The organism is Shinella sp. JR1-6 (genome assembly GCF_004284735.1).
GTDB lineage: Bacteria > Pseudomonadota > Alphaproteobacteria > Rhizobiales > Rhizobiaceae > Shinella.
In genome coordinates, this window is the sequence record NZ_SHMI01000009.1 from 38,440 (window position 1) to 64,260 (window position 25,821).

At 64.1% G+C, this 25,821-nt stretch carries 23 protein-coding genes; 10 read left to right on the top strand and 13 right to left on the bottom strand.

What is annotated here, in order from left to right; all coding sequences use genetic code 11:
* Positions 1 to 128 precede the first annotated feature (128 nt).
* From EXZ48_RS17110 to EXZ48_RS17120, 3 genes are read right to left on the bottom strand one after another with little or no spacing between them, the layout of a single operon-like run.
* Positions 129 to 950: a transglutaminase family protein gene (locus EXZ48_RS17110; RefSeq protein ID WP_023513793.1), complete on the bottom strand. Its 822-nt coding sequence runs from the start codon at positions 948 to 950 to the stop codon at positions 129 to 131.
* 12 nt (positions 951 to 962) lie between these two features.
* Positions 963 to 1,904 (bottom strand): alpha-E domain-containing protein, encoded by a 942-nt coding sequence (locus EXZ48_RS17115; protein WP_023513794.1) that lies wholly within the window; start codon positions 1,902 to 1,904, stop codon positions 963 to 965.
* A gap of 4 nt (positions 1,905 to 1,908) precedes the next feature.
* Positions 1,909 to 3,333, bottom strand: a complete 1,425-nt coding sequence (locus tag EXZ48_RS17120; protein ID WP_082342417.1) for a circularly permuted type 2 ATP-grasp protein — start codon at positions 3,331 to 3,333, stop codon at positions 1,909 to 1,911.
* A 316-nt stretch (positions 3,334 to 3,649) separates the two neighbouring features.
* Between EXZ48_RS17120 and EXZ48_RS17125 the strand changes: the two genes are divergently transcribed.
* The gene (locus EXZ48_RS17125; protein ID WP_130517224.1) at positions 3,650 to 4,534 is read left to right on the top strand and encodes a DMT family transporter; all 885 of its coding nucleotides are present in this window, start codon (positions 3,650 to 3,652) and stop codon (positions 4,532 to 4,534) included.
* Positions 4,535 to 4,589: 55 nt separating this feature from the next.
* Here EXZ48_RS17125 and EXZ48_RS17130 read toward each other — a convergent pair whose 3' ends face one another.
* The gene (locus EXZ48_RS17130; protein WP_024270171.1) at positions 4,590 to 6,011 is read right to left on the bottom strand and encodes a DEAD/DEAH box helicase; all 1,422 of its coding nucleotides are present in this window, start codon (positions 6,009 to 6,011) and stop codon (positions 4,590 to 4,592) included.
* Between the two features lie 354 nt (positions 6,012 to 6,365).
* Positions 6,366 to 7,466, bottom strand: a complete 1,101-nt coding sequence (locus EXZ48_RS17135; RefSeq protein WP_130517226.1) for a DNA alkylation repair protein — start codon at positions 7,464 to 7,466, stop codon at positions 6,366 to 6,368.
* 212 nt (positions 7,467 to 7,678) lie between these two features.
* On the opposite strand from EXZ48_RS17135, the gene EXZ48_RS17140 reads away from it, so the two are divergent.
* Positions 7,679 to 8,131 (top strand): host attachment protein, encoded by a 453-nt coding sequence (locus tag EXZ48_RS17140; RefSeq protein ID WP_023512043.1) that lies wholly within the window; start codon positions 7,679 to 7,681, stop codon positions 8,129 to 8,131.
* Positions 8,132 to 8,149: 18 nt separating this feature from the next.
* Here EXZ48_RS17140 and EXZ48_RS17145 read toward each other — a convergent pair whose 3' ends face one another.
* Positions 8,150 to 9,745: a trimethylamine methyltransferase family protein gene (locus tag EXZ48_RS17145; protein ID WP_130517228.1), complete on the bottom strand. Its 1,596-nt coding sequence runs from the start codon at positions 9,743 to 9,745 to the stop codon at positions 8,150 to 8,152.
* A 247-nt stretch (positions 9,746 to 9,992) separates the two neighbouring features.
* Between EXZ48_RS17145 and EXZ48_RS17150 the strand changes: the two genes are divergently transcribed.
* Positions 9,993 to 13,652, top strand: coding sequence for a PAS-domain containing protein (locus EXZ48_RS17150; protein ID WP_130517229.1), 3,660 nt, complete (start codon positions 9,993 to 9,995; stop codon positions 13,650 to 13,652).
* A 4-nt stretch (positions 13,653 to 13,656) separates the two neighbouring features.
* Here the strand turns inward: EXZ48_RS17150 and mnmD are convergent, their stop codons facing one another.
* Positions 13,657 to 14,379 (bottom strand): tRNA (5-methylaminomethyl-2-thiouridine)(34)-methyltransferase MnmD, encoded by a 723-nt coding sequence (gene mnmD, locus EXZ48_RS17155; protein ID WP_165909369.1) that lies wholly within the window; start codon positions 14,377 to 14,379, stop codon positions 13,657 to 13,659.
* On the opposite strand from mnmD, the gene EXZ48_RS17160 reads away from it, so the two are divergent.
* Positions 14,378 to 15,556, top strand: coding sequence for an FAD-binding oxidoreductase (locus EXZ48_RS17160; RefSeq protein WP_130517231.1), 1,179 nt, complete (start codon positions 14,378 to 14,380; stop codon positions 15,554 to 15,556). The two genes, mnmD and EXZ48_RS17160, sit on opposite strands and share 2 nt — an antisense overlap.
* 7 nt (positions 15,557 to 15,563) lie before the next feature.
* Here EXZ48_RS17160 and EXZ48_RS17165 read toward each other — a convergent pair whose 3' ends face one another.
* Complete coding sequence (locus EXZ48_RS17165) at positions 15,564 to 15,938, bottom strand: PRC-barrel domain-containing protein (RefSeq protein ID WP_023512048.1); 375 nt, start codon at positions 15,936 to 15,938, stop codon at positions 15,564 to 15,566.
* Positions 15,939 to 16,072: 134 nt separating this feature from the next.
* Here EXZ48_RS17165 and puuE point away from each other — a divergent pair, with 134 nt between their 5' ends.
* From puuE to uraH, 4 genes are read left to right on the top strand one after another with little or no spacing between them, the layout of a single operon-like run.
* Positions 16,073 to 17,005, top strand: a complete 933-nt coding sequence (gene puuE, locus EXZ48_RS17170; RefSeq protein WP_050744142.1) for an allantoinase PuuE — start codon at positions 16,073 to 16,075, stop codon at positions 17,003 to 17,005.
* On the top strand, positions 17,002 to 17,499 hold the full coding sequence (uraD, locus tag EXZ48_RS17175; protein WP_130517233.1) for a 2-oxo-4-hydroxy-4-carboxy-5-ureidoimidazoline decarboxylase: 498 nt from the start codon (positions 17,002 to 17,004) through the stop codon (positions 17,497 to 17,499). The genes puuE and uraD overlap by 4 nt, the downstream gene beginning before the upstream one ends.
* Positions 17,500 to 17,550: 51 nt before the next feature.
* Positions 17,551 to 18,045, top strand: coding sequence for an ureidoglycolate lyase (locus tag EXZ48_RS17180; protein ID WP_130517235.1), 495 nt, complete (start codon positions 17,551 to 17,553; stop codon positions 18,043 to 18,045).
* Between the two features lie 7 nt (positions 18,046 to 18,052).
* Positions 18,053 to 18,415, top strand: a complete 363-nt coding sequence (uraH, locus tag EXZ48_RS17185; protein WP_130517237.1) for a hydroxyisourate hydrolase — start codon at positions 18,053 to 18,055, stop codon at positions 18,413 to 18,415.
* 46 nt (positions 18,416 to 18,461) lie between these two features.
* Here the strand turns inward: uraH and guaD are convergent, their stop codons facing one another.
* The 3 genes from guaD to EXZ48_RS17200 all read right to left on the bottom strand — a co-directional run bounded on the left by guaD (position 18,462) and on the right by EXZ48_RS17200 (position 22,023).
* Entirely contained in the window at positions 18,462 to 19,769 is a 1,308-nt protein-coding gene (guaD, locus tag EXZ48_RS17190) for a guanine deaminase (RefSeq protein ID WP_023513849.1), read from the bottom strand.
* A 5-nt stretch (positions 19,770 to 19,774) separates the two neighbouring features.
* A complete protein-coding gene (locus EXZ48_RS17195) occupies positions 19,775 to 21,007 on the bottom strand; it encodes a urate hydroxylase PuuD (RefSeq protein ID WP_130517240.1) in 1,233 nt (410 codons plus the stop codon).
* A gap of 122 nt (positions 21,008 to 21,129) precedes the next feature.
* Positions 21,130 to 22,023, bottom strand: coding sequence for a LysR substrate-binding domain-containing protein (locus tag EXZ48_RS17200; protein WP_037405748.1), 894 nt, complete (start codon positions 22,021 to 22,023; stop codon positions 21,130 to 21,132).
* Positions 22,024 to 22,124: 101 nt separating this feature from the next.
* Here EXZ48_RS17200 and EXZ48_RS17205 point away from each other — a divergent pair, with 101 nt between their 5' ends.
* Positions 22,125 to 22,304, top strand: a complete 180-nt coding sequence (locus tag EXZ48_RS17205) for a hypothetical protein (RefSeq protein WP_130517242.1) — start codon at positions 22,125 to 22,127, stop codon at positions 22,302 to 22,304.
* Here EXZ48_RS17205 and xdhC read toward each other — a convergent pair.
* Entirely contained in the window at positions 22,301 to 23,137 is an 837-nt protein-coding gene (gene xdhC, locus EXZ48_RS17210; protein WP_130517244.1) for a xanthine dehydrogenase accessory protein XdhC, read from the bottom strand. The genes EXZ48_RS17205 and xdhC overlap by 4 nt on opposite strands.
* Positions 23,138 to 23,270: 133 nt before the next feature.
* Positions 23,271 to 24,044: a 3-hydroxybutyrate dehydrogenase gene (locus EXZ48_RS17215; RefSeq protein ID WP_130517246.1), complete on the bottom strand. Its 774-nt coding sequence runs from the start codon at positions 24,042 to 24,044 to the stop codon at positions 23,271 to 23,273.
* Positions 24,045 to 24,240: 196 nt separating this feature from the next.
* Here EXZ48_RS17215 and glpK point away from each other — a divergent pair, with 196 nt between their 5' ends.
* Positions 24,241 to 25,734, top strand: a complete 1,494-nt coding sequence (gene glpK / locus EXZ48_RS17220; RefSeq protein WP_130517248.1) for a glycerol kinase GlpK — start codon at positions 24,241 to 24,243, stop codon at positions 25,732 to 25,734.
* The last annotated feature ends 87 nt before the right edge of the window (positions 25,735 to 25,821 follow it).

Below are 25,821 nucleotides of genomic sequence, written 5' to 3' on the forward strand. Positions count from 1 at the left end.
CGTCTGCTCGAAGCGGCATCGCGTTGAAGCAGTTGCACAGGCCCTTAAAGCGATTTCGACGTAAGGGCCTGTGAATCGATTCAGAGGCTTACGGCGCGCCTTGCGCATGTTGATTCAGGTTCGGCTGGTCAGCTCTGGCTTTGCGACTGGCTCTGGCCGGCCGGCTCCACCGTGATGGCGACACTCATCGTCTCGGCCGAGTGCCCGAGCACCATGCCGGAAACAGGGGCGGCGTCCTTGTAGTCGAGGCCGGTCGACAGGCGCACATAGCGCGCATCCGGGCAAATCTTGTTGGCCGCATCGAAGCCGACCCAGCCGAGGCCCTGCAGATGCACTTCTGCCCAGGCGTGGCTCGCCGTCTGTTCGGGCGTTTCCATCAGCAGGTAGCCCGAGACATAGCGGGCCGGCAGCCCGAGATGGCGCGCGGCAGAAAGGAAGACATGGGCGTGGTCCTGGCAGACCCCTTGCTTCTTCTCCAGTGCCTGCTCTGCCGTCGTGTCGGGGGCGGTTTCTCCCGGCTTGTAGGCGACGGTCTCGTGGATGGCGGCCATCAGCGCGTGCATGCGTGCCAGTTCATTGTCGCCGCTCGCGGATTTGGCAAGGTCGCGTATCAGCTTGCCGGGCTTGGTCAGCGGCGTTTCGCGCAGGTAAAGCCAGAGCGGCACGAAGCCCTGGTGCGGGCCGAAGACACCGGCCCGGTCTTCCGTCTCCACCTCGCCCTCGGCGACGATACGGATCGCCACCTGCTCGGCATTGGTGCTGACGAGATCGACATGATTGCCGAAATGATCGGTGTAGCCGGCCTCCAGCCGCGCGCCATGCACGGTGGTCTTCCAGTCGCGCACGATCTGGCCGGGCTGGGTTTTCGGTGTCAGGCGGAGGCGTTGCAGCGAATACTGCACCGGGTCGTCGTAGTGATATTCTGTCGTGTGGCTGATCTTCAGTCGCATGGCTCGCTCCCGCTAGCGATAGAAGCGGTAGCCGTCGGAGATCTCTTCCCCGAGGCGGTTGTTGTGTACGATGAACTCCTCGATGAACTCATGGAGCCCCTGTTCCATGATGTCGTCGATGGTGCGGCTGCGCAGCAGCATCAGCGTGGCGGAGGCCGTCTCGTGCGCCGCGTGGTTGTCGCCGTAAAGCTTTGCCAGATAGCCGAGGTTGCTGACGATCTTGTCGTAGCTATAGGCGAGCGAGCGCGGCATGCGGTCGTTGAGGATCAGGAAGTCGGAGATGTTGGTGGAGGAATAGTCGCCGTCATAGACCCAGCTGTAGGAGCGGTGCGCCGAGACCGAGCGCAGGATCGATTCCCATTGCATGTTGTCGAGCGAGGAGCCGACCTTGGCGATCGCCGGCAGCAGCACGTAATATTTCACGTCGAGGATGCGGGCCGTGTTGTCCGCCCGTTCGATGAAGGTGCCGATGCGCGAGAAATTGTAGATGTCGTCGCGCAGCATGGTGCCGTGGAACGCGCCACGAATGAGGGCGGTGCAACGCTTGATCGTCCCGATCACCTCCGGCATGTCGGCGGGCTTCACGCGTTTGGAGAGTGCCAGCTTCAGCTCGATCCAGCACTCGTTGGTCGCTTCCCAGGTCTCCCGCGTCAGCGCCGTGCGCACCATACGGGCATTGTTGCGCGCCGATTCGATGCAGGACATCACACTCGACGGGTTGGCGTGGTCGCGCAGGAGATAGTCGATGGCATCCGCGCTCGTCAGCTTGGTGTGCACGGTGTCGAAGTCTTCGCGTACGCCGGCGCTTTGCAAGACGCCGTCCCAGTCCTCGTCGGAGGAACCGGAGCGCGTCAGCGCCATGCGCAGGCCCGCATCGACGAGGCGGGCGATGTTCTCGCCGCGCTCGATATAGCGGAACATCCAGTAGAGGCCGTTTGCAGTTCTTCCCAGCATCGGCTCAGTCCTCCAGAACCCAGGTGTCCTTCGTGCCGCCGCCCTGGCTGGAGTTGACCACCAGCGAGCCTTCCTTCAGCGCCACGCGGGTGAGCCCGCCGGGAATGATCTGCACCTTGTCGGAAACGAGCACATAGGGCCTGAGATCGACGTGCCGGGGCGCGATGCCCTTGTTGACGAGGATCGGGACGGTGGAGAGCGACAGCGTCGGTTGGGCGATGTAGTTCGCCGGCCGGGCTTTGAGCTTTTCGGCGAAGGCCGCGCATTCCTTCTTCGAGGCGGTTGGGCCGACCAGCATGCCGTAGCCGCCCGAACCGTGCACTTCCTTGACGACCAGTTCGCTGAGGTGTTCCAGCACGTATTTCAGGCTGTCCTCTTCCGAGCAGCGCCAGGTCGGCACGTTTTCGAGCAGCGCCTTGCGGCCGGTATAGAACTCGACGATCTCCGGCATGTAGGAATAGATCGCCTTGTCGTCGGAAATGCCGGTGCCGGGCGCATTGGCGATGGTGATGTTGCCGGCCTTGTAGACATCCATGATGCCGGGAATGCCGAGCGCCGAATCCGGCCGGAAGGTCATCGGGTCGAGGAAGTCGTCGTCGACGCGGCGGTAGAGCACGTCGATCGCCTCGTAGCCGCGGGTCGTGCGCATCTTCACCTTGCCGTCGACGACGCGCAGGTCCGAGCCCTCGACCAGCTCCACGCCCATCATGTCGGCGAGGAAGGAGTGTTCGTAATAGGCGGAATTGAAGATGCCCGGCGTGAGCACGGCGACGCGCGGTTTTCCCGAACAGCCGGGCGGGGCCAGCGAGGCAAGGCTCTGGCGCAGCGTCTTGGGATAATCCTCGACCGGCCGCACCTTGTTGAGGTGGAACAGTTCCGGGAACATCTGCATCATGGTTTCCCGGTTTTCCAGCATATAGCTGACGCCGGAGGGTGTGCGGGCATTGTCTTCCAGCACGTAGAACTGGTCTTCGCCCGTACGTACGATGTCGGTGCCGACGATGTGCGTATAGACGCCGCCCGGCGGCTTGAAGCCGATCATCTGCGGCAGGAAGGCGACGTTGCGCTCGATCAGCTCGCGGGGAATGCGGCCCGCCTTGATGATTTCCTGCTTGTGGTAGATGTCGTCAAGGAAGGCGTTGAGGGCGATGACCCGCTGTTCGATGCCCTGGGCGAGCCTGCGCCACTCTCGGCCGGAAATGATACGCGGGATGATGTCGAAGGGGATGAGCTTTTCGGAGCTGTCTTCGTGTCCGTAGACCGCGAAGGTGATGCCGGTCTTTCGAAAGAGGTTCTCGGCGTCTCTTGATTTGGCGATCAGGCGAGCCCGATCCTGTCCTTCGTACCAGTCATGGTAGTTTTCGTATGGCTGCCGCGGGCCTTGGTCCGCATTCATCATTTCATCAAATGCCAAAGGCGTGTTCCCCATTTTTCGCCATTTGAGTACAACATCAGGGGCAATGCAAGAACCATGCTCAATTAGCAGGAAAGAATTCTCACACCGCTTTGGGAACAGCCAAACCGGCCGGAAGGACGGTTTTCCCGATGCGTGGTCCATGCGCGTGTTTACCCCGGGCTGGTTTGCGGGGAGCGGGCGGGACGGATCTGCCGAAAACATGGGCAGATGCTGAAAAAGCGATTTTGCCCGCTCTTTCGCTGAACCTAATCATCAAGGAAATTCCTTTGACCGTCGTGGAAGCGGCGCCTATCGCTCGCGCACTGATTGTTTCCCTGCCGAAAGTCCCATGTCCCTCGATCGCCTGGCTCCTGCCATTTTCGTCCTGCTCTGGTCCACCGGCTGGGTCGTCGCGAAATACGCGACCTTCGTTTCCGAGCCGCTGACCTTTCTCGGCATCCGCTACCTGACCGCGGCGCTGCTCTTTGCCGGTTTCTGCGTCGTGACCGGCGCTGCCTGGCCGCGTGACCGGCGCACTGTCGTGCACGCCGTCGTCTCCGGCGCTTTCCTGCACGGCCTTTATCTCGGGGCGGTCTGGTGGGCGATCGGCGAGGGCGTTCCGGCGGCGCTTTCCTCCATCATAGCGGCGCTGCAGCCGTTGATGACGGCGCTGGCCGCACCGTTCTTTATCGGTGAGCGGTTGAGCCCGGCACAGAAGGCCGGCCTCTGTCTCGGCTTCCTCGGGGTGCTGTTGGCCGTACTGCCGAAATTCTTCGGCCAAGGGGCGGCAGAAATCCCGGCCTTCGCCATCGTCGTCAACATGCTCGGCATGGCAGCCGTCACCTACGGCACGATCTACCAGAAGCAATATCTGCCGACGGGGGACATCAGGGCGATCGCGACCCTGCAATATATCGGCGCGCTGATCGTCACCGTGCCCCTCGCGCTCAGTCTGGAAAACCTGCATGTCGATTTCGGCTGGGCTTTCGTCGCGTTGCTCGCCTGGTCGGTTCTCGGCATCTCCATGGGGGCGATCCTGCTGCTGCTCTACCTGCTGCGCCGTGGACAGGTGTCCCGTGCGGCCTCCCTCATCTACCTCGTGCCGCCGATCGCCGCCCTCCAGGCTGCTGCCATCTTCGGCGAGGAACTGACGATCCCGATGATCCTGGGCACGCTGATCGTCGTTGTCGGTGTCTACCTCACCAACCGCGAGGACCCTGCGCCGGCGGAATGAACAAACAAAAACGGCGGGCCGAAGCCCGCCGTTTCCTCATTCTATAAAGATGCGCTTATGCCTGTTCGCGGCGCTGGCCTTCCGAACGGCGCGGCTTGCCGTTCTGGTTCGGGCGGCCCTGGCCGTTGCCGCCGCCGTGGTTGCGGTTCTGGCGCTCGCCCTGCTTCTGCGGCGGGCGGTTGCCATGCGCGCGCTTGCCGGCCGCCGGTGCGCCGCCATCGGCCTGCCCACCTTCGCCGAACGGCTTGCGCGCTGGGCGCTGGCCTGCGCGACCCTGGCTGGCGCGATGGCCGCTGCCCGAGCGGGGCTTGCGCGACTTGCCGCCGGGGCCTGCGGTGATGACGGCAGGCGCTTCGCCGCTTGCGACGGTGATCTGGATGCCCATCAGCTTTTCGATATCGCGCAGCAGGTGCGCTTCGTCCGGCGTGCAGAAGGCGATCGCGATGCCGTCGCGGCCGTTGCGGGCCGTGCGGCCGATCCGGTGCACATAGGCGTCCGGCACTTCCGGCAGGTCGTAGTTGTAGACGTGGGTGACGCCCGGAATGTCGATGCCGCGGGCGGCGACGTCGGTGGCGACGAGAACGCGAATTTCGCCGTCACGGAAGGCCTTGAGGGCGCGCTCGCGCTGGCCCTGGCTCTTGTTGCCGTGGATGGAGGCGGCCTTGAAGCCGATATGGTCGAGGTGCTTCATCAGCTTCTCGGCGCCATGCTTGGTGCGCGAGAAGACGAGCGACAGGCCGTCCGGATTGTCTGACAGCGTCTTGCGCAGGATCTGCGCCTTCTGGTCCTTGCCGGGAACGTGGTGGACATACTGCTCCACCTTGTCGGCAGCCTTGCCGGGGGGCGTGACTTCGACCTTCTTCGGGTTGACGAGGTACTCGCCGGCAAGTTCGCCGATCAGCTTCGGCATGGTGGCCGAGAAGAGCAGCGTCTGGCGGTTCTTCGGCACCATCTTGGAGATCTTGCGCAGGTCGTGGATGAAGCCGAGGTCCAGCATCTGGTCGGCTTCGTCGAGCACGAGGTAGCGGGCCTGGGTCAGCGTCACGGACTTGCGGTTGACGAGATCGAGCAGGCGGCCGGGGGTGGCGACGAGGATGTCGGTGCCGCGCGAGAGCATTTCCGACTGCTTGTTGATCGATGCGCCACCGACGACGGTGACGACGCGCAGCGGCGTCTTCTTGACGAAGTCGCGCAGGTTGTCGGCGATCTGGTTCACCAGCTCGCGGGTCGGGGCGAGAATGAGGGCGCGGATGTTGCGCGGATCGGGACGGCGGGCGTCGGCGAGAAGCTTTTCGATCATCGGCAGGCCGAAGGCGGCCGTCTTGCCGGTGCCGGTCTGGGCAAGGCCGATCAGGTCGCTGCCTTCGAGGACGAGCGGGATGGCCTTTTCCTGGATCGGCGTTGCTTTTTCAAAGCCGAGGGCGGAGAGCGTTGCGACGATGGTCTTCGAGAGGCCGAGGTCGTGGAAAGTGGTCAAGTCAAATACCTTTCGGGGCGCCAGGCGACTTTCCCGACCGCAGTTCCGGACGCGGGATCGCGTCCCGCTTTCGCTCGAACTGCCTCGGACCGGAACCGCACCATGCGCTTCCGGTTTCGTCTGGCGTCAAGAACCCCGCGTGAATTGGGAACTTGTGGGTTGGTTTGCAATCGTCTGCGCAGTCATCCGCAAATGGGAGGCGGATCGTTCTCTTGCGCTTGTCCTTCTTAGCGTCCCGTTGCAGGGACATCTCAGGCTCGCTCACGCGGCGGCCGAAGGGCGACGCTGCGGCTCATGTCGTTGTTTTGCGGTGAAAAGTCAAGTCCTAGTTTTCGCAGATGCGAAGGGGAGGCTTCACGTCATGCGCAGGTCGAAGTCAGCCGACGCACAGATCGAGCCATTGATCAGGATCTCGATGCGGTGCGCTCCAGGATAGTAGCGCCGCGTGGTAATCGCCCGGATGGCGTGTTCCTTGTCGATCGTCTGGCTGCTGCCGGCCGGCAGATCGAGCTGCTTCCACTTGAAGACCTTCGGCGCCAGCGTGCCGTTTGCCTTCACATGGTGGATCGCATAGTCGATCATCAGCCGTTGCGGCGCCACATCCCCGTTCGTCACGACGATGGAGAAGCCGAGCTTGTCGCCAAAGACGACGTTCGGCGTTGTGAGCGTGAGGATCGCGCCGATGCCCCTGGCTTCCGCAAAGCCGAAATTGGCGAGCGCCTTAGCATCGCCCTTCTTCAGCAGCGTACGCGAAGCATGGCGCAGCAATTGCCGGCGCTCGGCGGAGGCGTCCTCGATATGCCGCTCGACGAAACCGGTGACGAGGGCGGGATGATCCTTGGCGATGTCGTTGAGGCTGTTGGCGACGGAGCGGCGCACATAGTCTTCGGGATCGTCGAGGAGGGCGACGAGGATCGGCAGGATCGGTGCCGGGTCCCTGACGAGCGCCGGCAGGCGCATCGCCCAGGGCAGCCGCGGCCGGGTGCCCTCACTGGCAAGCCGGCGGACGTGATGATTGGTATCGGCCGTCCAGTGCGCGATTTCCGCAAGCGCGCGGTCCTGCTCGGCATGGACGAAGCGGCGGATGCCGAATTCCGCTGTGAAATGCGGTGTCAGCGCCTTGAGGAGGGAAAGCGACAGGTCGAAATGCGAGAGGCCCTGTTGCGAGACGAACTGGTTGACCGGCAGAAGGGCCCAACCGGAAACCCCCGGCCCATCCGCCTGGGGCAGTGCCCTTCGGAGGATCTCTGCGGCGGCGGCATAGTCGGCGGGCAGCGTCTCTACCAGCGCGTCCTTGATCCGTTCGGCACGCTGCATCAGCTCCAGTGCATCCATGCCGTCGCTTGCAAGCTGCGTGAAGCGTGCCGCATCGAAATCCGGTGCGACGCGGGAAATGTGATCCGCCATCTCCTTCACCAGTCCGGGATGCAGCAGGTTCTTGAGCGGTTCGGCCACGGGGCTCTCCTGTCCTTTCGGGTACCCTAGCGAGCCATCACCGGGTGGGGATAGGGGCGGGCGCGGCTTTCCAACAGCTTCGTGACCCGCGCGATCAGGAACATGTGCCTCCTCCTTGCGTTGGATCAACGCGCATCCTGCCACAATCCTGTCGGATGCTGCGCGGGGCGGATTCGTCCGCCTGTCCATGAATCTCGCTACGGGAGTGAAATATGACCGCTACGACTTGGATTCTCGCCGCTGATGGCAATCAGGCTCGCCTGCTCAAGGGGGTGAACCTGTTGAAGGATGGCCAGCAGAGCCCGGAGCAGGAGGTTTTTCGCTGGGAGCCGAAGAAGGCGCAGGACATCATGGCCGACAAACCCGGCCGCAGCCACTCCTCCGTGGGTCCCGGCCGTTCCGCAATGGAATATTCGAGCGATCCGGTGCGGGAGGAACAGCAGAAGTTCACCGCCGAAGTCGCCGGCCGCATCGATGACTATGCCGCGGAAGGCGCCTTCGACCGGCTTGTCGTCTGCGCCGCGCCGCAGACACTCGGGGACTTGCGCAACAAGCTCTCCGACAAGACGCGCACCTTGACCATGGCCGAAATCGACAAAAACTTTTCCAATCTGCCGACGGAGAAGCTGATCTCCTCCGTGCGGTCCATCATGTTCAACGCCTGATTCTGTGCGAAAAGCGTCTTAGAAATCGGTGGGAACGCCGCCCTCTTCCTTGCGCTTGGCGACGAACGCTTCCAGTTCGTCCTCGATCGCCGGGTCGAGCGGCGGCTTCTCGTAGGCGTTGAGCTTTTCCTTGAAGACCCGGTTGGCATGGTCGTAGGTGGTCGGCCGGCCGGCTTCCGTCCAGGTCTCGAAGTTGCGCCAGTCCGAGAGGATCGGCGAATAGAATGCCGTCTCGTAACGGGCGAGCGTATGGGGTGTGCCGAAGAAGTGGCCGCCCGGCCCGACGTCGCGCACGGCCTCCAGGCCGAGGGCATCGGGGCTGACATCGAGTGGTGCCAGATATTCCGCCACCATCTGCAGCATGTCGACGTCGAGGATGAACTTTTCGAAGGAGGCCGTCAGGCCGCCCTCGCTCCAGCCGGCTGAATGCATGATGAAATTGCCGCCGCCCTGTGTGAGCGCCCAGAGCGAGAAGGCGGATTCGTAGGCGGCCTGCGCATCCAGCGTGTTCGAGGCGTTGGTGTTCGAGGTGCGATAGGGGATGTTGTATTTGCGTGCGAGCTGCCCGCCCGCAACCACCGCTTTCATGTATTCCGGCGTGCCAAAGGCCGGCGCGCCCGTTTTCATGTCCACGTTGGAGGTGAAGCCGCCATACATGACCGGCACGCCGCGCCGCACCATCTGCGTGAAGGCGATGCCGGCCAGCGCCTCGGCATTCTGCTGTACGACTGCGCCTGATATCGTCACCGGTGCCATGGCGCCGGCGAGGGTGAAGGGCGTCACCACCACGACCTGCCCTCGCGCCGACATCTCGATGATGCCCTGCAGCATCGGTCCGTCGAGGCGCAGCGGCGAAGATGTGTTGATGATGGTGAAGAGCGAGGGCTCGCGCTCCATCTGCTCCATCGAGATGCCGCGGCCGATGCGGGCGATCTCGATGCCATCGAGATTGCGCTGCCGGCCGAGCGAATAGACGTGGAAGACCTTGTCGGTCAGCGTCACCAGGTCCGACAGGCAGTCGAGATGGCGAACGGAGGCGTGGATGTCGACCGGCTCGACGGGATAGCCGCCCGTTGTATGGATGATGTCGTAGGACTGGGCGAGCTTCACCAGCTTGCGGAAATCCTCCTGATTGCCGGCGCGCCGGCCGCCGTCGCGGTCGGCGACGAAGGGGGCAGAAGCGATCTGCGCAAAGACGAGATTGTTGCCGCCGATCTCCACATTGCGCAGGGGGTTGCGCGCATGCATCGTGAAGGCCGGCGGGACGGAAGACATCATATCCAGGATGAGGCCGCGGTCGAAGCGCACGCGGTCCGTACCGGGCGTCACGTCCGCGCCGGCCGCCTTCATGCGCTCGCGGGCCTCCGGCAGGATGATGTCCATGCCGATCTCTTCTAGGATGGCGAGCGAGGCCTGATGGACGGCCTCCAGCGCATCCTCGGAAAGCACCGCGGAGGGGGCCGTCGTGTTGACGAGATTGAGATATTTCGATGTGGTCCGCGGCCGGCGGGTGCGCTCTGCACTGCGCCCGCCGCTGCGGCGCCGGCGCTCGACGGGCGCCTCGGATGCCTCCGGTTGTTCGAGGTGATTTTCGAGTTTGATCACGTCGCCCATGTGCAGCGCAGCCCTGGTCTGGTTTGCCTCTTGCCCTTGTTGCACATCTTGCACGCGCGTGCCTCCGCCATTTGCGACAGCGAAATGCCCTGGTGGATAAGCAGTCGTGTCGAAGCGCATTTTCGGAACACGCCTGCCCGGATGCATGACTTCCGGCAACGAACGGTTAACCATCCGTTCAAGGATTGATGATACTCCCCGAGGGGTATGAATCTCTCCCTCCGTGCCGCTTTGGGGAGCAACTGGCGTGGCTGAATCTCAAGACGAATTGCTGGTGGCGGCCTGTGCGCGCGTTCGCGAACACCTGCACCCGGCATACGTCAAAAGCAGCGAATTGCGTTATCTGGCGGTGAACGAGGCCTATGCCCGCCTGTTCGGCCATAGCGCTGCGGAGATGATCGGGCTGACCAGCGAGGAAATCGGCGAGACGCCGGGGCATGGCGACCGGGACGATCCGGAGCGCCGCTGCCTGATCTTCGGAAATCCCGAGCGGGCCCGCTATCTGCATCCGTTCGGCGGCGGCAGTTTCGATATCGCCATGAAACGCGAGCGGATCTCTGCGACCCTCTCGGTGCTTGTCGGCCTCTTTACGCCGTCGGTCGAAGCGCTGGCCGCCACGGTCGGCGTGGTCGCCAATGCGAATTGTGCCGGAGGGGTGTCGGTGGATGACCTGGCCCCGGATCGGGGCGAGACCGCCACCGATCATGTGGAGCACGCGCTCGACGCGCTCGGCGCCGGGGTCGCCGTCTTCGGTGCCGACAACCGGCTGCGTTATGCCAACCGCAGCATGCGGGAATTCTACCATGTGCTCGTTGGTGAATTTGCCGATGGACCCGTCAGTCTTGCCGCGCTCACGCGTGCGCTGCACGACATCGAGGTGGGACGCACATCGGAGGCGGAGTGCGAGCGCTGGGTGGCGGCGCGGCTCGCCAGCTATGATCTGCCACTGCATGAATGTGTCGTCCGCCTCGCTGGTGGCTGGACGCGCCTCGTCACCCAGCGTCGGCCCGATGGCACGCTCGTTGCGCTGCGCATCGACGTGACGGCGCTGAAGGAAAGCGAAGGACGCCTCAAGCAGCATTCGCAGGAGATCAGTCTCTATCGGGCGCTGCTCGACGAGCTACCGGTCGCAAGCTTCATGCGCGACGAAAACCAGCGCATGATCTTCGCCAACCGCGCCTATGTCGCCTTGACGGGCCGGCAGCCGGAAGAGCTGCTCGGCCTCACCACGCTCGATATGTATCCGGAGCAGGGTGAGGAATTCCACGCGCAGAACCAGAAGGTGCTCGATACCGGCGAACTGCTCGAGACCGAGATCGAATACATCCGGCCGGACGGCTCGGTGCTGCCGACGATCTCGCGGCTCTACCGGGTCACCACGCTCGACGAGAAGAGCTATCTCATCGGCTCGATCACCGACACCACGGTGCTGAAGAAGCGTGAAAGCCAGCTCATCGAGGCCCAGCGGCAGGCGGAAGCCGCCAGGGCGGACATCGAGAGTATCGTCGAATCGCTGCCGGTCGGCATCGTCGTCGTCGACGAGACCGGCAATATCGAACTGGTGAACGGTGCCTTCGAGGAGTTGTGGGGCGGCGCGTTGCCGCCGGTGAAGGGGCGCCCGCTGGATGATCTCCTGCGCTTCCAGCAGGCACAGGGCGGCATCAGCGGGGAGGACGGCCCGCATGCCGAGGGGTATGCGGCCTGCATTTCAGGCATCCGCGCCGGCGAGACGCCGGTGCGCGAGGTCGCCTATGCCAATGGCCGGACGGTGATCGAGGCCGGCTGCGCAATTTCCGGCGGCCGCTGCCTTCTGACCTATATCGACATTACGGAGCGGCGCGAGCGCGAGCGCGAGGTACTGGAAACCCGCAGTGCCCTTGAAGAGGTCGGCAGCCTCGTCAAGGATGCGGTCTCCTCGATGAGTCAGGGCCTCCTCATCATTGAAGATGGTGTGGTGGTTCTCTCCAACGAGGCGCTGTCGAAGATGATCGCCATGCCGAGCGAACTCCTGCAGCCGGGTGCGCTCGTCAAGGATGTGCTGCAAAGCAACATCGATCGCAACATTACCGGCTTCCTCGGCGAAGAACCGGTCGATGCCAGCCAGTTCGGGACGATCCTCTTCACCGGCAAGCCTGCTTCGCTGACGATCTTCAGCGGCTACCAGCGCTGGCTGCGTCTCGACGTGACCCCGACCAGCCGCGGCCGTGACGTCATGGTCTTTTCGGACATCACGGATCTCAAGAGCCGCGAAGACGAACTGCGCCGCCTCGTCACGCGCGCCGAGATGGCCGACAAGGCGAAGTCGGAATTCCTTGCCAATATGAGCCATGAAATCCGCACGCCGATGAACGGCGTGCTCGGCATGGCGGAACTGCTTGCGAAATCGAACCTCGACACGCGGCAGAAGACCTTCATCGATATCATGGTGAAGTCCGGCAATGCGCTTCTCACCATCATCAATGACATCCTCGATTTCTCGAAGATCGATGCCGGCCAGATGACGCTGCGCGCCGTCAGCTTCAACCCGGTGGAGGCGATCGAGGACGTGGCGACGCTGCTGTCGACGAAGGCAGCGGAGAAGGATATCGAGCTCGTCGTGCGCGGCGCGGCCAGCATGCCGGCGGTGGTGATGGGGGACGCCGGCCGCTTCCGCCAGATCGTCACCAACCTCGTCGGCAATGCCGTCAAGTTCACCGATCGCGGCCACGTTCTCATCGACCTCTCCTCGCAGATGGGTGGAGACGGCAAGGTGGAGATCATCATCCGTGTCGAGGATACGGGGGCAGGCATTCCGGCCGAGAAGATGGAATCGATCTTCGAGAAGTTCTCGCAGGTCGATGCGTCTTCGACCCGTCGCCATGAGGGCACCGGCCTCGGTCTTGCGATTACCGACGGGCTGACGCGCCTCTTCGGCGGTACGCTGACGGCGACCAGCGAGGTCGGCAACGGGTCGGCCTTTACGGTGCGCCTGCCGATGACGCTTGCTGTTGCCGCCCTGCCGGCCCGCATCGTGCCGGCCAAGGCGCCCGGTGCGCGCATTCTTGTCGTCGATGGGCACGATCTCTCCCGCAAGGCTTCGCACGACATGCTGCTCGATTGGGGTTTCGACGCGACCGCCGTCGGCTCCGAGACGGAAGCGCTTGCCGTTCTTGCGGCCGCTGGCGACATGGGCGTGTCGGTCGATGCGATCCTGCTCGACTACCACCCCGACCGTGCGCCCGATTTCGTGCAAACACTGCGGGAAGGCGCCCCGACCGCCGGCACCGCAGTGATCGTGCTCACCTCGATGAACCTTTCGGCCGAGGACAAGTTGCTCTCCTCGCCGGATATCCAGGCCCATCTCATGAAGCCCGTGCGGGCCGATCTGCTGCGGGAGACGGTATCCGAGGTGCTGCGGGCGACACGGGGAATGAAGGCGCCGACGCAAGGCGTGACCGAAGGCAAGGTCCTGCCGCTACGCCCGCTTGCGGCCTCTCCCGAGGTCACGGCTGCTGATGATGAAGTCATCGATGTCCTCGTGGCCGAGGACAACGAGGTCAACCAGATCCTCTTCACCCAGATGCTGATGGCCTGCGGCCTGCGCTTCCGGCTGGTGGAGAACGGGCAGGAGGCGGTGGATGTTTTCCGCGCGTCGCACCCCGGCATGATCCTGATGGACATCTCCATGCCTGTCATGGACGGGTTGCAGGCAAGCCGTGCGATCCGCGCGATCGAAAGCGGCTCCGGCCGCCGCGTGCCGATCGTCGCCGTCACCGCCCATGTGCTCGATGGCGACCGCGAGGAATGCCTTGCGGCGGGTATGGACGATTATCTGACGAAGCCGATCAGTATCGAGAAGCTGGAAGAAAAGCTCGACCGCTGGCTGAAGCGCAGCGGCAGGGAAGCCGTGACGGGCACGCTGTCCTGACGGCTCAGGTTGCCGGCCTTTCCCCACACAGCATTTCACGCTTTCCGGCGAAACCCGGGCGGCGCTCCACGACGAAGCCGGCGGCAGCAAGGTTGCGCCGTACGAAACCGGCCGCCGCATAGGTGCCGAAGCGACCGCCCGGAACGGTCAGGCGGAAAACCGCGGCCATCAGCTCGGCCGACCACATGTCGGGATTGCGTGCAGGCGCGAAGCCGTCGAGAAACCAGGCGTCAAACGGCGTCGTCTCGCTCTCGAGGCTTTCGATGGCCGCGCCGCAGACCACGGTGAGGCGGACGCCGGGGGCAAGGTCGATCTCGACACGTCCGTCCGGCGCCTCCGGCCATTTCTCGGCAAGGATTTTACGTTCGTGTTCGATTTCCGGCCAATGCGCGAGCGCCCGGGCGATATCCGCGCGCGCCATCGGAAACCGCTCGAAGGAGGTGAAGTGGAGGCTTGCGCCTTCCGGCGCGGTCCCGCGCCACTGCCGCCAGGTCTCGCAGAGGTTGAGGCCGGTGCCGAAGCCGAGTTCGGCAATGCGGAACGGTTCCGTCCGCCGCCAGCGGTCCGGCAGGCCATTGCCGGCAAGGAAGACGTGGCCACATTCCAGCCGGCCGTCGCTGCGGCAATAAAAGTGGTCGTCAAAGGCCCGGGAATAGGGCATATCGCCGTCGTGCCAGTCGAGGGCGGCTTCGGTCTGCGGCGCGTTTTCAGGATTGTGGTCAGCCATGTCGAATGCCGATAATCGCGGGAAGGCCGCCGGTCAACCGGCCGTGGACCTCATCGTCGTCGGCGGCGGGGTGATGGGCCTGTGGACCGCGCTTTTTGCCGCCCGGCAGGGCCTCTCGGTGCACCTTGCCGAGCGCCGGACGATCGGGGCCGGTGCGAGCGGCGGCGTGCTCGGCGCGCTGATGCCGCACCTGCCGGATCGCTGGAACGCCAAGAAGGCCTTCCAGTTTGCCGCTCTGGTCTCGCTCGAAGCGGAGATCGCGGCGCTGGAGGCCGAGACCGGGCTTTCCGCCGGTTACCGCCGCTCGGGCCGCCTCATTCCTCTTTCGAAGCCGCACAATCGTGCCATTGCAATCGGCCATGCGCAGGACGCATTGTCCGCCTGGGCTATGCCTGATCGAACCTTCGCCTTCGAGGTGCTGGATGCCCCCCTCGTCGCCGGATGGCCGGCCGAGGTCGCGATGGTCTCGGGGCTCGTTCATGATCATCTTGCTGGTCGCCTGGCGCCGCGTGCACTGCTCGCCGTGTTACGGGCTGCTCTTGCGCGCCTGCCGAAGGTGACGATCTGTGAAGGCGCTGGACTTCAGGCACTGGATCCTGCCACCGGCGTCGCCTGTTTCGAGGACGGAACTAGCCTTGCCTTCGGCCATTGCGTGCTGGCAGCTGGCGTCGAGACCTTTGCCTTGCTTGCCCCTCTTGCTCTTCCGTTGGCAAGGCCGATGGGGAGCGCTGTGAAGGGGCAGGCGGCGTTGCTTCGGGCTTCTGTCGATCCGGCGCTGCCGGTGATCTTTGCTGACGGGCTCTATATCGTGCCGCATGAAGATGGTCTGGTTGCGATCGGCAGCACCAGCGAGAACAGCTTCTCCGATCCTTCAGGCACCGACGGCCTTCTGGACGCGCTGATCGCCAAGGCGCGGCAGACGGCTCCGGTTCTGGCAGAGGCGCCGGTCGTGGAGCGCTGGGCAGGGCTGCGGCCAAAGGCGATCGGCCGGGAGCCGATGGTGGGGCGGCATCCCGATCATCCGAATGTCAGCCTGATGACCGGGGGCTTCAAGGTGAGCTTCGGCCTGGCGCATGAACTGGCGCGCACTGTGGTGGACGAAATTGAGGGCGGCACGCTTCGCGTACCGCCCTCCTTCACCGTCGCGGCCCACTTCGAGGAAGCCGGACGGACCTGACCGTGCCTTACATCCAGTAGGGCGGCACGCCGTAATAGTCGTGAATCACCTTGCCGTTGCGGCGGTTCCAGTCGTATTCAGCATCGCTTTCATAGTGCGGCGCGCGCTCGACCTGGTCCTTCGTCACATCGACGCGGTAGCCGCCGAGGCCTTCGTCATAGTTCAGCTTCGCCCAGGGCAGGGGATAGTGGTCCTGGCCGAGGCCGAGGAAACCGCCGAAGCTGAGTACCGCGTAGGAGACGTGACCGCTGCGCTTGTCGAGGATCAGGCGCTCTACCGAGCCGATATGCTTGCCGTCGGCCCCGTAGACACTCGTTCCCTCCACCTTGTCGCTGGCGATCAGATCCTGGGTTTCGCGAATGTTTGCATCCTGCATGGCCATAGGTGTTTCTCCTTGCTTGTGATGGACAGGAAACGGGCCAAGGCGGTAATGGTTCCTTATGAGGGTATGCATCGGATCCAATTCGGCTTCCGGCCGTCCGCTGCACCGGTGCCGTCCATTGTCGAGGTGATCGAATGACTGAGAAGACCTATCCGCGCGACCTGATCGGCTACGGCCGCACGCCTCCCAAGGTTCGCTGGCCGGGTGATGCCAACATCGCCGTGCAATTCGTCATCAATTACGAGGAGGGCGGCGAAAGCTGCCTGCTGGACGGCGACCCGGCATCGGAGAACCTGCTCTCGGAAATCGTCGGCGCGCAGCCCTGGCCGGGGCAGCGTAACCTCAACATGGAATCGATCTACGAATATGGCTCGCGCGCCGGCTTCTGGCGCCTGCATCGCCTGTTCACCAGCCGCAACGTCACGACCACCGTCTATGGCGTGACGCTTGCCATGGCGCGCAATCCGGAAGCCGTCGCCGCCATGAAGGAAGCCGGCTGGGAAATCGCCAGCCACGGCTATCGCTGGCTGGAATACAAGGACTTTTCCGAAGAGAAGGAACGCGAGCACATTCGCGAGGCCGTGCGCCTGCACAAGGAGCTGACCGGCTCCCACCCGCTCGGCATGTACCAGGGCAAGCCCTCCGACAACACGCTGCGTCTCGTCATGGAGGAGGGCGGTTTCGTCTATTCCTCCGATTCCTACGCCGACGACCTGCCGTATTTCGTGCCGGGTCTCGATGGCGAACCCTTCCTGATCATCCCCTATACGCTCGAAACCAATGACATGCGCTTTGCGACGCCGCAGGGCTTCAATGCCGGCGACCAGTTCTTCAACTACCTGAAGGACGCCTTTGACGTGCTCTACCAGGAAGGTGCGGAAGGCAGCCCGAAGATGCTGAACATCGGCCTTCATTGCCGGCTGGTCGGCCGTCCGGGCCGTGCCGCGGCGCTTGCCCGCTTCGTCGACTACGTGCTCGGCCACGAGAAGGTCTGGATCCCGCGCCGCATCGACATCGCGCGCCACTGGATCGAGAATCACCACCCGTCGAAGGCGAAGGGCGCATGATCGACCGCGCCGATTTCCTCGCCCGCTTCGGCGGCGTCTTCGAGCACTCGCCTTTCATCGCCGAGCGTGCGCTGGATGCCGGCACCGTTGCCTTGCCGCTGACGGCAGAGGGCGTGCATGCCGTGCTGGCGGCGGCATTCCGCAGGGCGAGCAAGGCCGAGCAGCTCGGCGTGCTGCGCGCCCATCCGGATCTTGCGGGCAAGCTGGCGATTGCGGGCGAGTTGACGGAGGACAGCCGCAACGAGCAGGCCGGTGCCGGCCTCGACCGGCTTTCCCCGGCCGACCACGCCCGCTTCACCGAACTCAACACCGCCTATATGGAAAAGTTCGGCTTCCCCTTCATCATCGCGGTGAAAGGGCTTACCAAGGACGACATCCTTGCCGCCTTCGAAGCCCGTATCGGCAATGCGACGGCGGTGGAATTCGAAACCGCGAAGAAACAGGTGGAGCGCATCGCGCTTCTCAGACTGACCGCTGCCCTCCCCGGAGAATGAACATGCCCGACCACCAAAGACCGCCCTTCCTCTCCCCGGGAGGGCTGTCTCATGGCTGAGAAACTGACGATCCGGCCGTTGACCCAGGAAGCCTTCGCCCCCTTCGGCACGGTGATCGAGGCTGATCCCGCCACGATGCGCCATATCAACGGCGGCAACACGGAGCGCTACCATGCGCTTGCCGAGGCCGAGGCCGTCGGCGAAGATGCGAAGGTCATCATCAACCTTTTCCGCGGCAGCCCGCGGCGCTTCCCCTACGCCGTCGACATGATGGAGCGCCACCCTTTCGGCAGCCAGAGCTTCTCGCCGATCGACAACCGGCCCTGGCTGGTGGTGGTGGCGGAGGACGAGGGTGGCAAGCCGGGCCGGCCGCAGGTCTTCCGCGCCGGCGGGCGGCAGGGCATCAACTATCGCCGCAACGTCTGGCATCACCCGCTGATGACCCTGGATGCGGTGAGCGATTTCCTCGTCGTCGATCGCCTCGGCGGCGGCGTCAATCTGGAAGAGTTCTTTTTCGACGAGCCCTTCATCATCGAGCACCCTTGAGGGAACCATGAGCAAGCCCGGCCGCCTCACGACCCATGTCCTCGACACCGCACTCGGCAAGCCCGCCGCGGGTCTCGCGATCGATCTGTTCTGGATAGAGAACGGCGAGCACCAGCACATCGTGCGTGCGGTGACGAACAGCGACGGCCGCGTCGATGCCCCGCTGGTCGAGGGCGTCGGCTTCATGGCTGGCACCTACGAGCTGGTGTTCCACGCCGGTGACTATCTGCGCGCGGCGGGGGCGGATGTCAGCGAACCCGCCTTCCTTGACCGCATCCCGCTCCGCTTCGGCGTCGCCGATCCGTCGAGCCACTATCACGTCCCGCTGCTGCTCTCGGCCTACAGCTACTCGACCTATCGCGGCAGCTAGAGCAATGTCCGGCCGAAGCGGGATCGCTTCGGCGTCGGACAATGCGTTAGAGCGTCGCCTTCATGGGTTTGCCGGCCACGTAGGTCTCGCGCACTGCCCGGTCGTCGCCGAGCGTCTGGAGCAGGAAGAGTTCGTCCGTCAGCGAGCGAACCACTTCCATCTTCAGCGCCATGGCGGGCGTTGCGGCGGCGTCCAGCACCACGAAGTCGGCGTCCGTGCCGGCGTCCAGCGTGCCGATGCGGTCTTCCAGCGACAGCGCCTCGGCATTGCCGAGCGTCATATGGTAGAAGCTCTCGAACGGGTTCAGCCGCTCGCCGAGCAATTGCTGGATCTTGTAGGCTTCGTCCATCGTCTTCAGCATGGAATAGCTCGTGCCGCCGCCGACATCCGTCGCGACGCCGATGCGTACCGGCTTTTCCCGGCGCGACAGCGCCTTGAGGGGAAAGAGGCCGGAGCCGAGGAAGAGGTTGGAGGTGGGGCAGTGCACCGCGACGGCGCCCGCCTCGCTCATCGCGTCCGCCTCGCGTTCGGAGAGATGGATACAATGGCCGAACAGGCTTTTCGGGCCGAGCAGACCGTATTTCGCATAGACATCCGTATAGTCGATCGCGTCCGGATAGAGTTCGCTGGTGAAACGGATCTCGTCGTGGTTTTCGGAAAGGTGCGTCTGGATATGGAGGTCCGGGAACTCGCGGGCCAGAGCCGCCGCCATCTCCATCTGTGCCGGCGTCGAGGTGATCGCGAAGCGCGGGGTGATGGCGACATGGTTGCGGCCCTTGCCGTGCCATTCGGCGATCACGGCGCGCGTCTCGTCATAGCCCATTTCGGGTGTGTCGAGCAGGCCCTGCGGCGCGTTGCGGTCCATCATCACCTTGCCGCCCACCATGCGCATGCCGCGCTTCAGTGCCTCGGCGAAATAGGCGTCGGCGGAAGCCTTGTGCACGGAGCAATAGGCAACCGCGGTCGTCGTGCCGTGGCGGATCATCTCGTCGTAGAAGTGGCGGGCGATGCGGGCGGCATGCGTGCTTTCGACAAAACGGCACTCTTCCGGGAAGGTATAGGTGTTCAGCCATTCCAGCAGGTTCGCGGCATAGGAGCCGATCACCTGCATCTGCGGGAAATGCAGGTGCGTGTCGATGAGGCCCGGCAGGATGAGGTGCGGGCGATGATCGATCTCCTCCACGTCGGCGGGCGTGCTGGCGCGCAGGTCCGCGTAGGGGCCGACGGCGGTGATCTTCCCGTCCTCCACCAGCAGGCCGCCGTCTTCCTCGTAACGATAGCTTGCGGCATCGTCGATCGCGACCGGGCGGCGGTGGAAGGAGAGCAGGCGCCCGCGGATGAGGGTTTTCGTCATGGCGGTCAGCTTCCTTCTGCTGCGGTTTCGAACCAGGCGGCGATGAGGGCCCGCTCTTCCGCCGTCATGCCGGTGACGTTGCCCGGCGGCATGGCGTGGCTGCGCCCCGCCTGCAGATAGATCTCGCGGGCGTGGAGGGCAATCGCCGTTTCGCTTTCGAGCACGACATCTTTCGGCGCCGCGCGCAGACCTTCCCAGACGGGTTCGGCGGCATGGCACATCGAACAACGGGTGGAGACGAGATCGCGCACCGCCGGGAAATGCCCGTTCGAAGCGAAACGCTCTACGGAGGAGGGCAGGCCGGCCTCGGCGCTTTCGCGGGTCAGCACCTTCGGCACGGTGGAAAGCCACATGACGAGGAGGAAGAGGAGTGCGGTGACGAGCCAGGTCCAGGTGGGTTTGCCCTTGCGGGCATGGGTCGTGTTGAACCAGTGCCGGATCGTCACGCCCATCAGGAAGACCAGCGCGGCGATGATCCAGTTGAAGGCCGTCGCGAAGGCGAGCGGATAGTGGTTCGACAGCATGAAGAAGATGACGGGCAGCGTGAGGTAGTTGTTGTGCGTGGAGCGCTGCTTGGCGATGACGCCGTATTTCGGATCAGGCGTGCGTCCGGCGATGAGGTCGGCGACGACGACGCGCTGGTTTGGCATGATGATGAAGAACACGTTGGCCGACATGATCGTCGCCGTGAAGGCACCGAGATGGAGGAAGGCGGCCCGGCCGGTGAAGACCTGCGTGTAACCCCAGGCCATGGCGACGAGGATGCCGTAGAGAACGAGCATCAGACCCCAGGTGTTCCTGCCGAGCGGGGACTTGCAGAGAAGGTCGTAGAGGATCCAGCCGAGCGCCAGCGAGGCGAGCGAGATGAGGATGGCGACCGGCGTCGAGACGTCGAGCACTGAGCGATCGACGAGGAAGAGGTCGGCGCCGCCGTAGTAGACCAGACAGAGCAACGCGAAACCGGAAAGCCAGGTCGCGTAGCTTTCCCATTTGAACCAGGTGAGGTGCTCGGGCATCTGGGCCGGTGCGACCAGATATTTCTGGATGTGATAGAAGCCGCCGCCGTGCACCTGCCATTCCTCGCCATAGGCGCCGGCCGGCAGATGCGGCCGCTTCACGAGGCCGAGATCGAGCGCGATGAAGTAGAAGGACGAACCGATCCAGGCGATGGCGGTGATGACGTGCAGCCAGCGGACCGCGAAGGTCAGCCATTCCCAGGCGATGGCGTATTCATACATCGGTGCGCTCCCTCATCGTCGTTTTGCAAGGCGCACATTGCGCAAGAATCGCGGGCGAGGAAAGGGGGCGGCCTACCGGCGGTTTCCATGCCCGCCCCGAGCCGGGTTTCAGGGTGTAGTGCTCACACCGCCGTCGGCATTGTCGCCAGGATCCAGTCGCGGAAGGCGCGAATCTTCAGGATGTTGCGGCGGTTTTCCGGATAGGCGAGCCAATAGTCGCGGCCGTCGTTGCAGGTCAGCGTGAAGGGTTGATAGAGCTGGCCGGCGGCGACCTCCGCCCGGAAGTGGCCGGGATTGAGGATTGCGACGCCTTGGCCGGCCATCGCCACCTGCGCGTCGATCGTCTGCACGCCGAGCTCGTTCGGGGGGAACCGTTCGAGGCCCGGGTTGTCGATGCCGGCCGCGGAAAACCAGGTGCGCCACCAGATGTCCAGCGGGCTGATGATCGGTAGCTTCAGGAGGTCGGCCGGCTCATTTATGCCGCCGATCGTCTCGGCCAGTGCCGGGCTCAGCATGGGGGCGAAGTCCATGCGCATGACGCGGTGGCAGGTGAGGCCCGGCCAGTCGCCCTTGCCCCAGCGGATCGAGACATCCGCCTCTTCCCGGGCAAAGTCAATCAGGTCCTGTGACGTGGAAAGCCGGACGGCGATGGTCGGATGCTTGAGCTGGAAGTCGCCGAGCGTGCGGCTCAGCCATTGCGTGGCGAAGGTGGGCGTCGAGTGGATGTGCAGCTTCTGCTCGGCCGCGCCGCGCAGGTCCGCCACCGCTTCGGCGAGTTTCGTCAGCCCCTCGGCTACCTTCGGCGCCAGTCGCTCGCCGGCCTCGCTCAGGATGACCTGCCTTGGCTGGCGCAGGAACAGCGTCTCGCCGAGCGTCTCCTCCAGGAGCTTGATCTGGTAGCTGACCGCGGTCTGCGTCATGCCCAGTTCGTCGCCGGCGCGGGTGAAGCTGGCATGCCGGGCGGCCGCCTCGAAGACGCGGAGCGCATTGAGCGGGAAGTTGCGCGACATCTTCAAGGCTGAGTTCTCTTTATGGGTGCAGACGAAGCTTCGATTGGAATTCCATCATTTTTGCGCGCATCCTGCAAGCAATGGATTGGGATTTACGAGGTTTTACCATGGCATGCATCGTCAACGAGGCCCCGATGGCACATCTGCCGTTTCGCAAGGAAGGCCTTTGGCATAAGCTCTCCCGTGTCTTTCATTGGCGGCAGCACAGACGTCGCCCCCGCCTCGATCCGTGCGAGCTTTCCGACTACATGAAGCGCGATCTCGGTTTTCTCGACGGTCGTGGCTAGTCCGCCGTGGGTGCGCTGTCCCTATGCCGCCACGCGGCAAAGGCAAGCAGCACTTCCGAAGTGGTCATGGCGGCGATGACCTCCGGGCGCTTGTCGTCTACCTCTGTGCCGCCGATTGGCAGAACCAGCCGGTCGGCCGCGCCTCGGTCGATGCCCTGTCGTTCCAGATGGTGCAGGAAGGAGGCGCGTTTCGACTTCGATCCGACCATGCCGACATAGGCAAGGTCGGTGCGGGCAAGCGCTTCCTGCCCGATCAGGAAATCCAGCGCATGGTCATGGGTGACGATGACGATGGCCGAACCCGGCGGAACATCGGCGACAAGCGCTTCCGGCAGGGCGGCGAGGCGATGGTGCACCTCGGAGGTGAGCTGGTCGAGCTCGCTCTGGCGTGCCTCCACGACGAAGACGTTGAGCGGCAGCATGGTCAGTGCATCCGACAGTGCCCGGCCGACGTGACCGGCACCGAAGATCCAGACCTGCGGCTTCCGCCGCTCCTCTTCCGCAAGGCGCGCGTCGAGGGTCCGGCGGGCCGCCTCGTCGGCGATGGTGAAGGCGAGTTCGACACGCCCGCCGCAACACTGGCCGATCTCGGGCCCGAGCGGGATATCGAGTCTTGCCTCACCGCCGGCACCCGCCAGCATCTTGCGGGCATTCTCGATCGCGTCATATTCAAGCTGGCCACCGCCGACTGTGCCGTGAATTTCGGTCGGCGCAACCAGCATGAACGTGCCTTCGTCGCGTGGGGTCGACCCGCTCGCCGCCGTGATCTCGACGATGACGATGCGGTGCTCCCGGGCGAGAAAGCCCTCCAGACTGTCCTGCAGAAAGTTCATGTCATCCTTCTTCGACGGCCCCTGGCCGTCCGATGGCCGATACACGCGTTTCGGGCGTGTGTGGCCTCTGGCGGAGCAAGGCGCTCCGCCGCCGGTGATCTGTGGGCATAGCGGGTGCCCAGCATGTCCGTTTCTATTGGGCGGTCCAGCCGCCATCCACCGATATATGGGTGCCGTTGATCGATTTTGCCGCATCGGAGGCGAGGAAGAGCGCGATGGCCGCGACTTCGTCGACCCCGACGAATTCCTTGGTCGGCTGGAACTTCAACATGACATCGGACTTCACCTGGGCTTCGCTGATGCCGCGGGCCTTGGCCGTGTCGGGGATCTGCTTTTCGACGAGCGGTGTCAGCACATAGCCGGGGCAGATGGCGTTGACGGTGATGCGGTTCTCGGCGACTTCCAGCGCGACGGTCTTCGTCAGGCCCATGATGCCGTGTTTGGCCGTCACATAGGCGGATTTGAACGGCGAGGCGACGAGGCCGTGCGCCGAGGCGACATTTATGACGCGGCCCCAGCCCTTACGCTTCATGTGCGGAATGGCGGCGCGGATCGTGTGGAAGGAGCTGGAAAGGTTGATCGCGATGATCTGGTCCCATTTCTCCACCGGAAAATCCTCGATCTTCTCGACGTGCTGGATGCCGGCATTGTTGACGAGGACATCGACGCCGTCGAACTCTTCCACGGCCGTCTGGATGAGGTCGGAGATCTCGTGCGGCTTCGTCATGTCGGCGGGGTGGTAGAGCACGCGCCCCTTGCCGAGGCCGTCGAGCTTTGCGCGGGTTGCCTCGATCTCGTCCTTTGCGCCGAAACCGTTGATGACGACATTGGCGCCGCTTTCGGCGAAGGCGGTGGCAATGGCAAGGCCGATGCCGCTGGTGGAGCCCGTTACGACGACGCTTTTCATGCTTGCTGTCTCCCGATCATGCTGCGTTGCGGTAGCCTACGCCTAAAACTCGCGCGATGACAATTGCGTTTTCCGCGCGGTACAGTCCCGCTGAAAGCAGAGCATGGCTTGCGTTTTGTTTTCCTTTGACATTCGTTTTAGTATCGTATTGAAGATTCCGAAGGGTCTGGGAGCGACCTGCAGCTGGGAGGAAAAGATGGGCGGATATGTTCTCGCGATCGATCAGGGCACGACATCGAGCCGGGCGATCGTCTTCGACGGTAGCCAGAAGGTCGTCGGTTCCGGCCAGAAGGAATTCACGCAGCATTTTCCGCAATCCGGCTGGGTCGAGCATGATCCGGAGGAAATCTGGGACAGCGTCGTCTGGTCCGTCAAGGCCGCGTTGAAGAAGGCGGGCCTTGCCGCTTCCGATATTTCCGCCATCGGCATCACCAACCAGCGCGAGACTGTCGTCGTGTGGGAGCGCGAGAGCGGCAAGCCGATCCACAACGCCATCGTCTGGCAGGACCGCCGCACCGCCTCCTATTGCGAGAAGCTGAAGAAGCAGGATCTCGAAAAGACCTTCACCCGGAAGACAGGCCTGCTGCTCGACCCCTATTTTTCCGGCACGAAGCTTTCCTGGATGCTCTCCAACGTGAAGGGCGCGCGGGCGCGGGGCGCCAAGGGCGATCTCTGCTTCGGCACGATCGACACGTTCCTGATCTGGCGGCTGACCGGCGGCAAGTCCCATGTCACCGACGCCACCAATGCCAGCCGTACGCTGATGTACAACATCGGCACGAACGCCTGGGACGAGGAGTTGCTCGACATCCTGCGCGTGCCCAAGGCCATGCTGCCCGACGTGCTGGACTGCGCCGCCGATTTCGGCGTGACGGAGAAGACCCTGTTCGGCGCGGAAATCCCGATCCTCGGCGTTGCCGGCGACCAGCAGGCGGCCACCATCGGTCAGGCCTGCTTCGAGCCGGGCATGATGAAGTCGACCTACGGTACCGGATGCTTCGCGCTGCTCAACACCGGCACGGACATGGTGCGCTCGAAGAACCGCCTGCTCACCACCATCGCCTACCGGCTCGACGGCGAAACGACCTATGCGCTGGAAGGCTCGATCTTCATCGCCGGTGCGGCCGTGCAGTGGCTGCGCGACGGGCTGAAGGTCATCAAGGCCGCGCCCGACACCGGCGAGCTTGCCGCCAAGGCCGATCCGACGCAGAACGTCTATCTTGTGCCCGCCTTTACCGGCCTCGGTGCGCCGCACTGGGATCCGGATGCCCGCGCTGCCATCTACGGCATGACGCGCAACACGGGGCCGGCGGAATTCGCCCGCGCCGCGCTCGAGGCCGTCTGCTACCAGACGCGCGACCTGCTCGACGCCATGCACAAGGACTGGAAGGCGAACGGCAAGGAAACGGTGCTGCGCGTCGATGGCGGCATGGTCGCATCCGACTGGACCATGCAGCGCCTCGCCGACATCCTCGATGCTCCCGTCGATCGCCCGACCATCCTGGAGACCACGGCCCTCGGCGCCGCGTGGCTCGCCGGCCAGCGCGCGGGCGTGTGGCCGGACCGCAAGGGGTTCGCCAAGTCCTGGGCGCGGGACACGCGTTTCGAGCCTCAAATGGACGAGAAGACCCGTGCGGTGAAGATCAAGGGCTGGAAGGATGCGGTTCGGCGAACGCTGAGCGACAGGTAGGCATTCCTGCCGAAGCCGGCATGCTCTCGATACGGGCGGCCTTTCGGTGCGGCGCCTCCAGATGCTATGGCCATGGCATGCAGCTAT

What these genes read in the sequence shown, in the direction of transcription:
- EXZ48_RS17110 (WP_023513793.1), bottom strand. Translation starts at nt 950, where the DNA reads ATGCGACTGAAGATCAGCCACACGACAGAATATCACTACGACGACCCG.
- EXZ48_RS17115 (WP_023513794.1), bottom strand. Translation starts at nt 1,904, where the DNA reads ATGCTGGGAAGAACTGCAAACGGCCTCTACTGGATGTTCCGCTATATC.
- EXZ48_RS17120 (WP_082342417.1), bottom strand. Translation starts at nt 3,333, where the DNA reads ATGGGGAACACGCCTTTGGCATTTGATGAAATGATGAATGCGGACCAA.
- EXZ48_RS17125 (WP_130517224.1), top strand. Translation starts at nt 3,650, where the DNA reads ATGTCCCTCGATCGCCTGGCTCCTGCCATTTTCGTCCTGCTCTGGTCC.
- EXZ48_RS17140 (WP_023512043.1), top strand. Translation starts at nt 7,679, where the DNA reads ATGACCGCTACGACTTGGATTCTCGCCGCTGATGGCAATCAGGCTCGC.
- EXZ48_RS17145 (WP_130517228.1), bottom strand. Translation starts at nt 9,745, where the DNA reads ATGGGCGACGTGATCAAACTCGAAAATCACCTCGAACAACCGGAGGCA.
- EXZ48_RS17160 (WP_130517231.1), top strand. Translation starts at nt 14,378, where the DNA reads ATGTCGAATGCCGATAATCGCGGGAAGGCCGCCGGTCAACCGGCCGTG.
- mnmD (WP_165909369.1), bottom strand. Translation starts at nt 14,379, where the DNA reads ATGGCTGACCACAATCCTGAAAACGCGCCGCAGACCGAAGCCGCCCTC.
- EXZ48_RS17165 (WP_023512048.1), bottom strand. Translation starts at nt 15,938, where the DNA reads ATGGCCATGCAGGATGCAAACATTCGCGAAACCCAGGATCTGATCGCC.
- puuE (WP_050744142.1), top strand. Translation starts at nt 16,073, where the DNA reads ATGACTGAGAAGACCTATCCGCGCGACCTGATCGGCTACGGCCGCACG.
- uraD (WP_130517233.1), top strand. Translation starts at nt 17,002, where the DNA reads ATGATCGACCGCGCCGATTTCCTCGCCCGCTTCGGCGGCGTCTTCGAG.
- EXZ48_RS17180 (WP_130517235.1), top strand. Translation starts at nt 17,551, where the DNA reads ATGGCTGAGAAACTGACGATCCGGCCGTTGACCCAGGAAGCCTTCGCC.
- uraH (WP_130517237.1), top strand. Translation starts at nt 18,053, where the DNA reads ATGAGCAAGCCCGGCCGCCTCACGACCCATGTCCTCGACACCGCACTC.
- guaD (WP_023513849.1), bottom strand. Translation starts at nt 19,769, where the DNA reads ATGACGAAAACCCTCATCCGCGGGCGCCTGCTCTCCTTCCACCGCCGC.
- EXZ48_RS17195 (WP_130517240.1), bottom strand. Translation starts at nt 21,007, where the DNA reads ATGTATGAATACGCCATCGCCTGGGAATGGCTGACCTTCGCGGTCCGC.
- EXZ48_RS17205 (WP_130517242.1), top strand. Translation starts at nt 22,125, where the DNA reads ATGGCATGCATCGTCAACGAGGCCCCGATGGCACATCTGCCGTTTCGC.
- xdhC (WP_130517244.1), bottom strand. Translation starts at nt 23,137, where the DNA reads ATGAACTTTCTGCAGGACAGTCTGGAGGGCTTTCTCGCCCGGGAGCAC.
- EXZ48_RS17215 (WP_130517246.1), bottom strand. Translation starts at nt 24,044, where the DNA reads ATGAAAAGCGTCGTCGTAACGGGCTCCACCAGCGGCATCGGCCTTGCC.
- glpK (WP_130517248.1), top strand. Translation starts at nt 24,241, where the DNA reads ATGGGCGGATATGTTCTCGCGATCGATCAGGGCACGACATCGAGCCGG.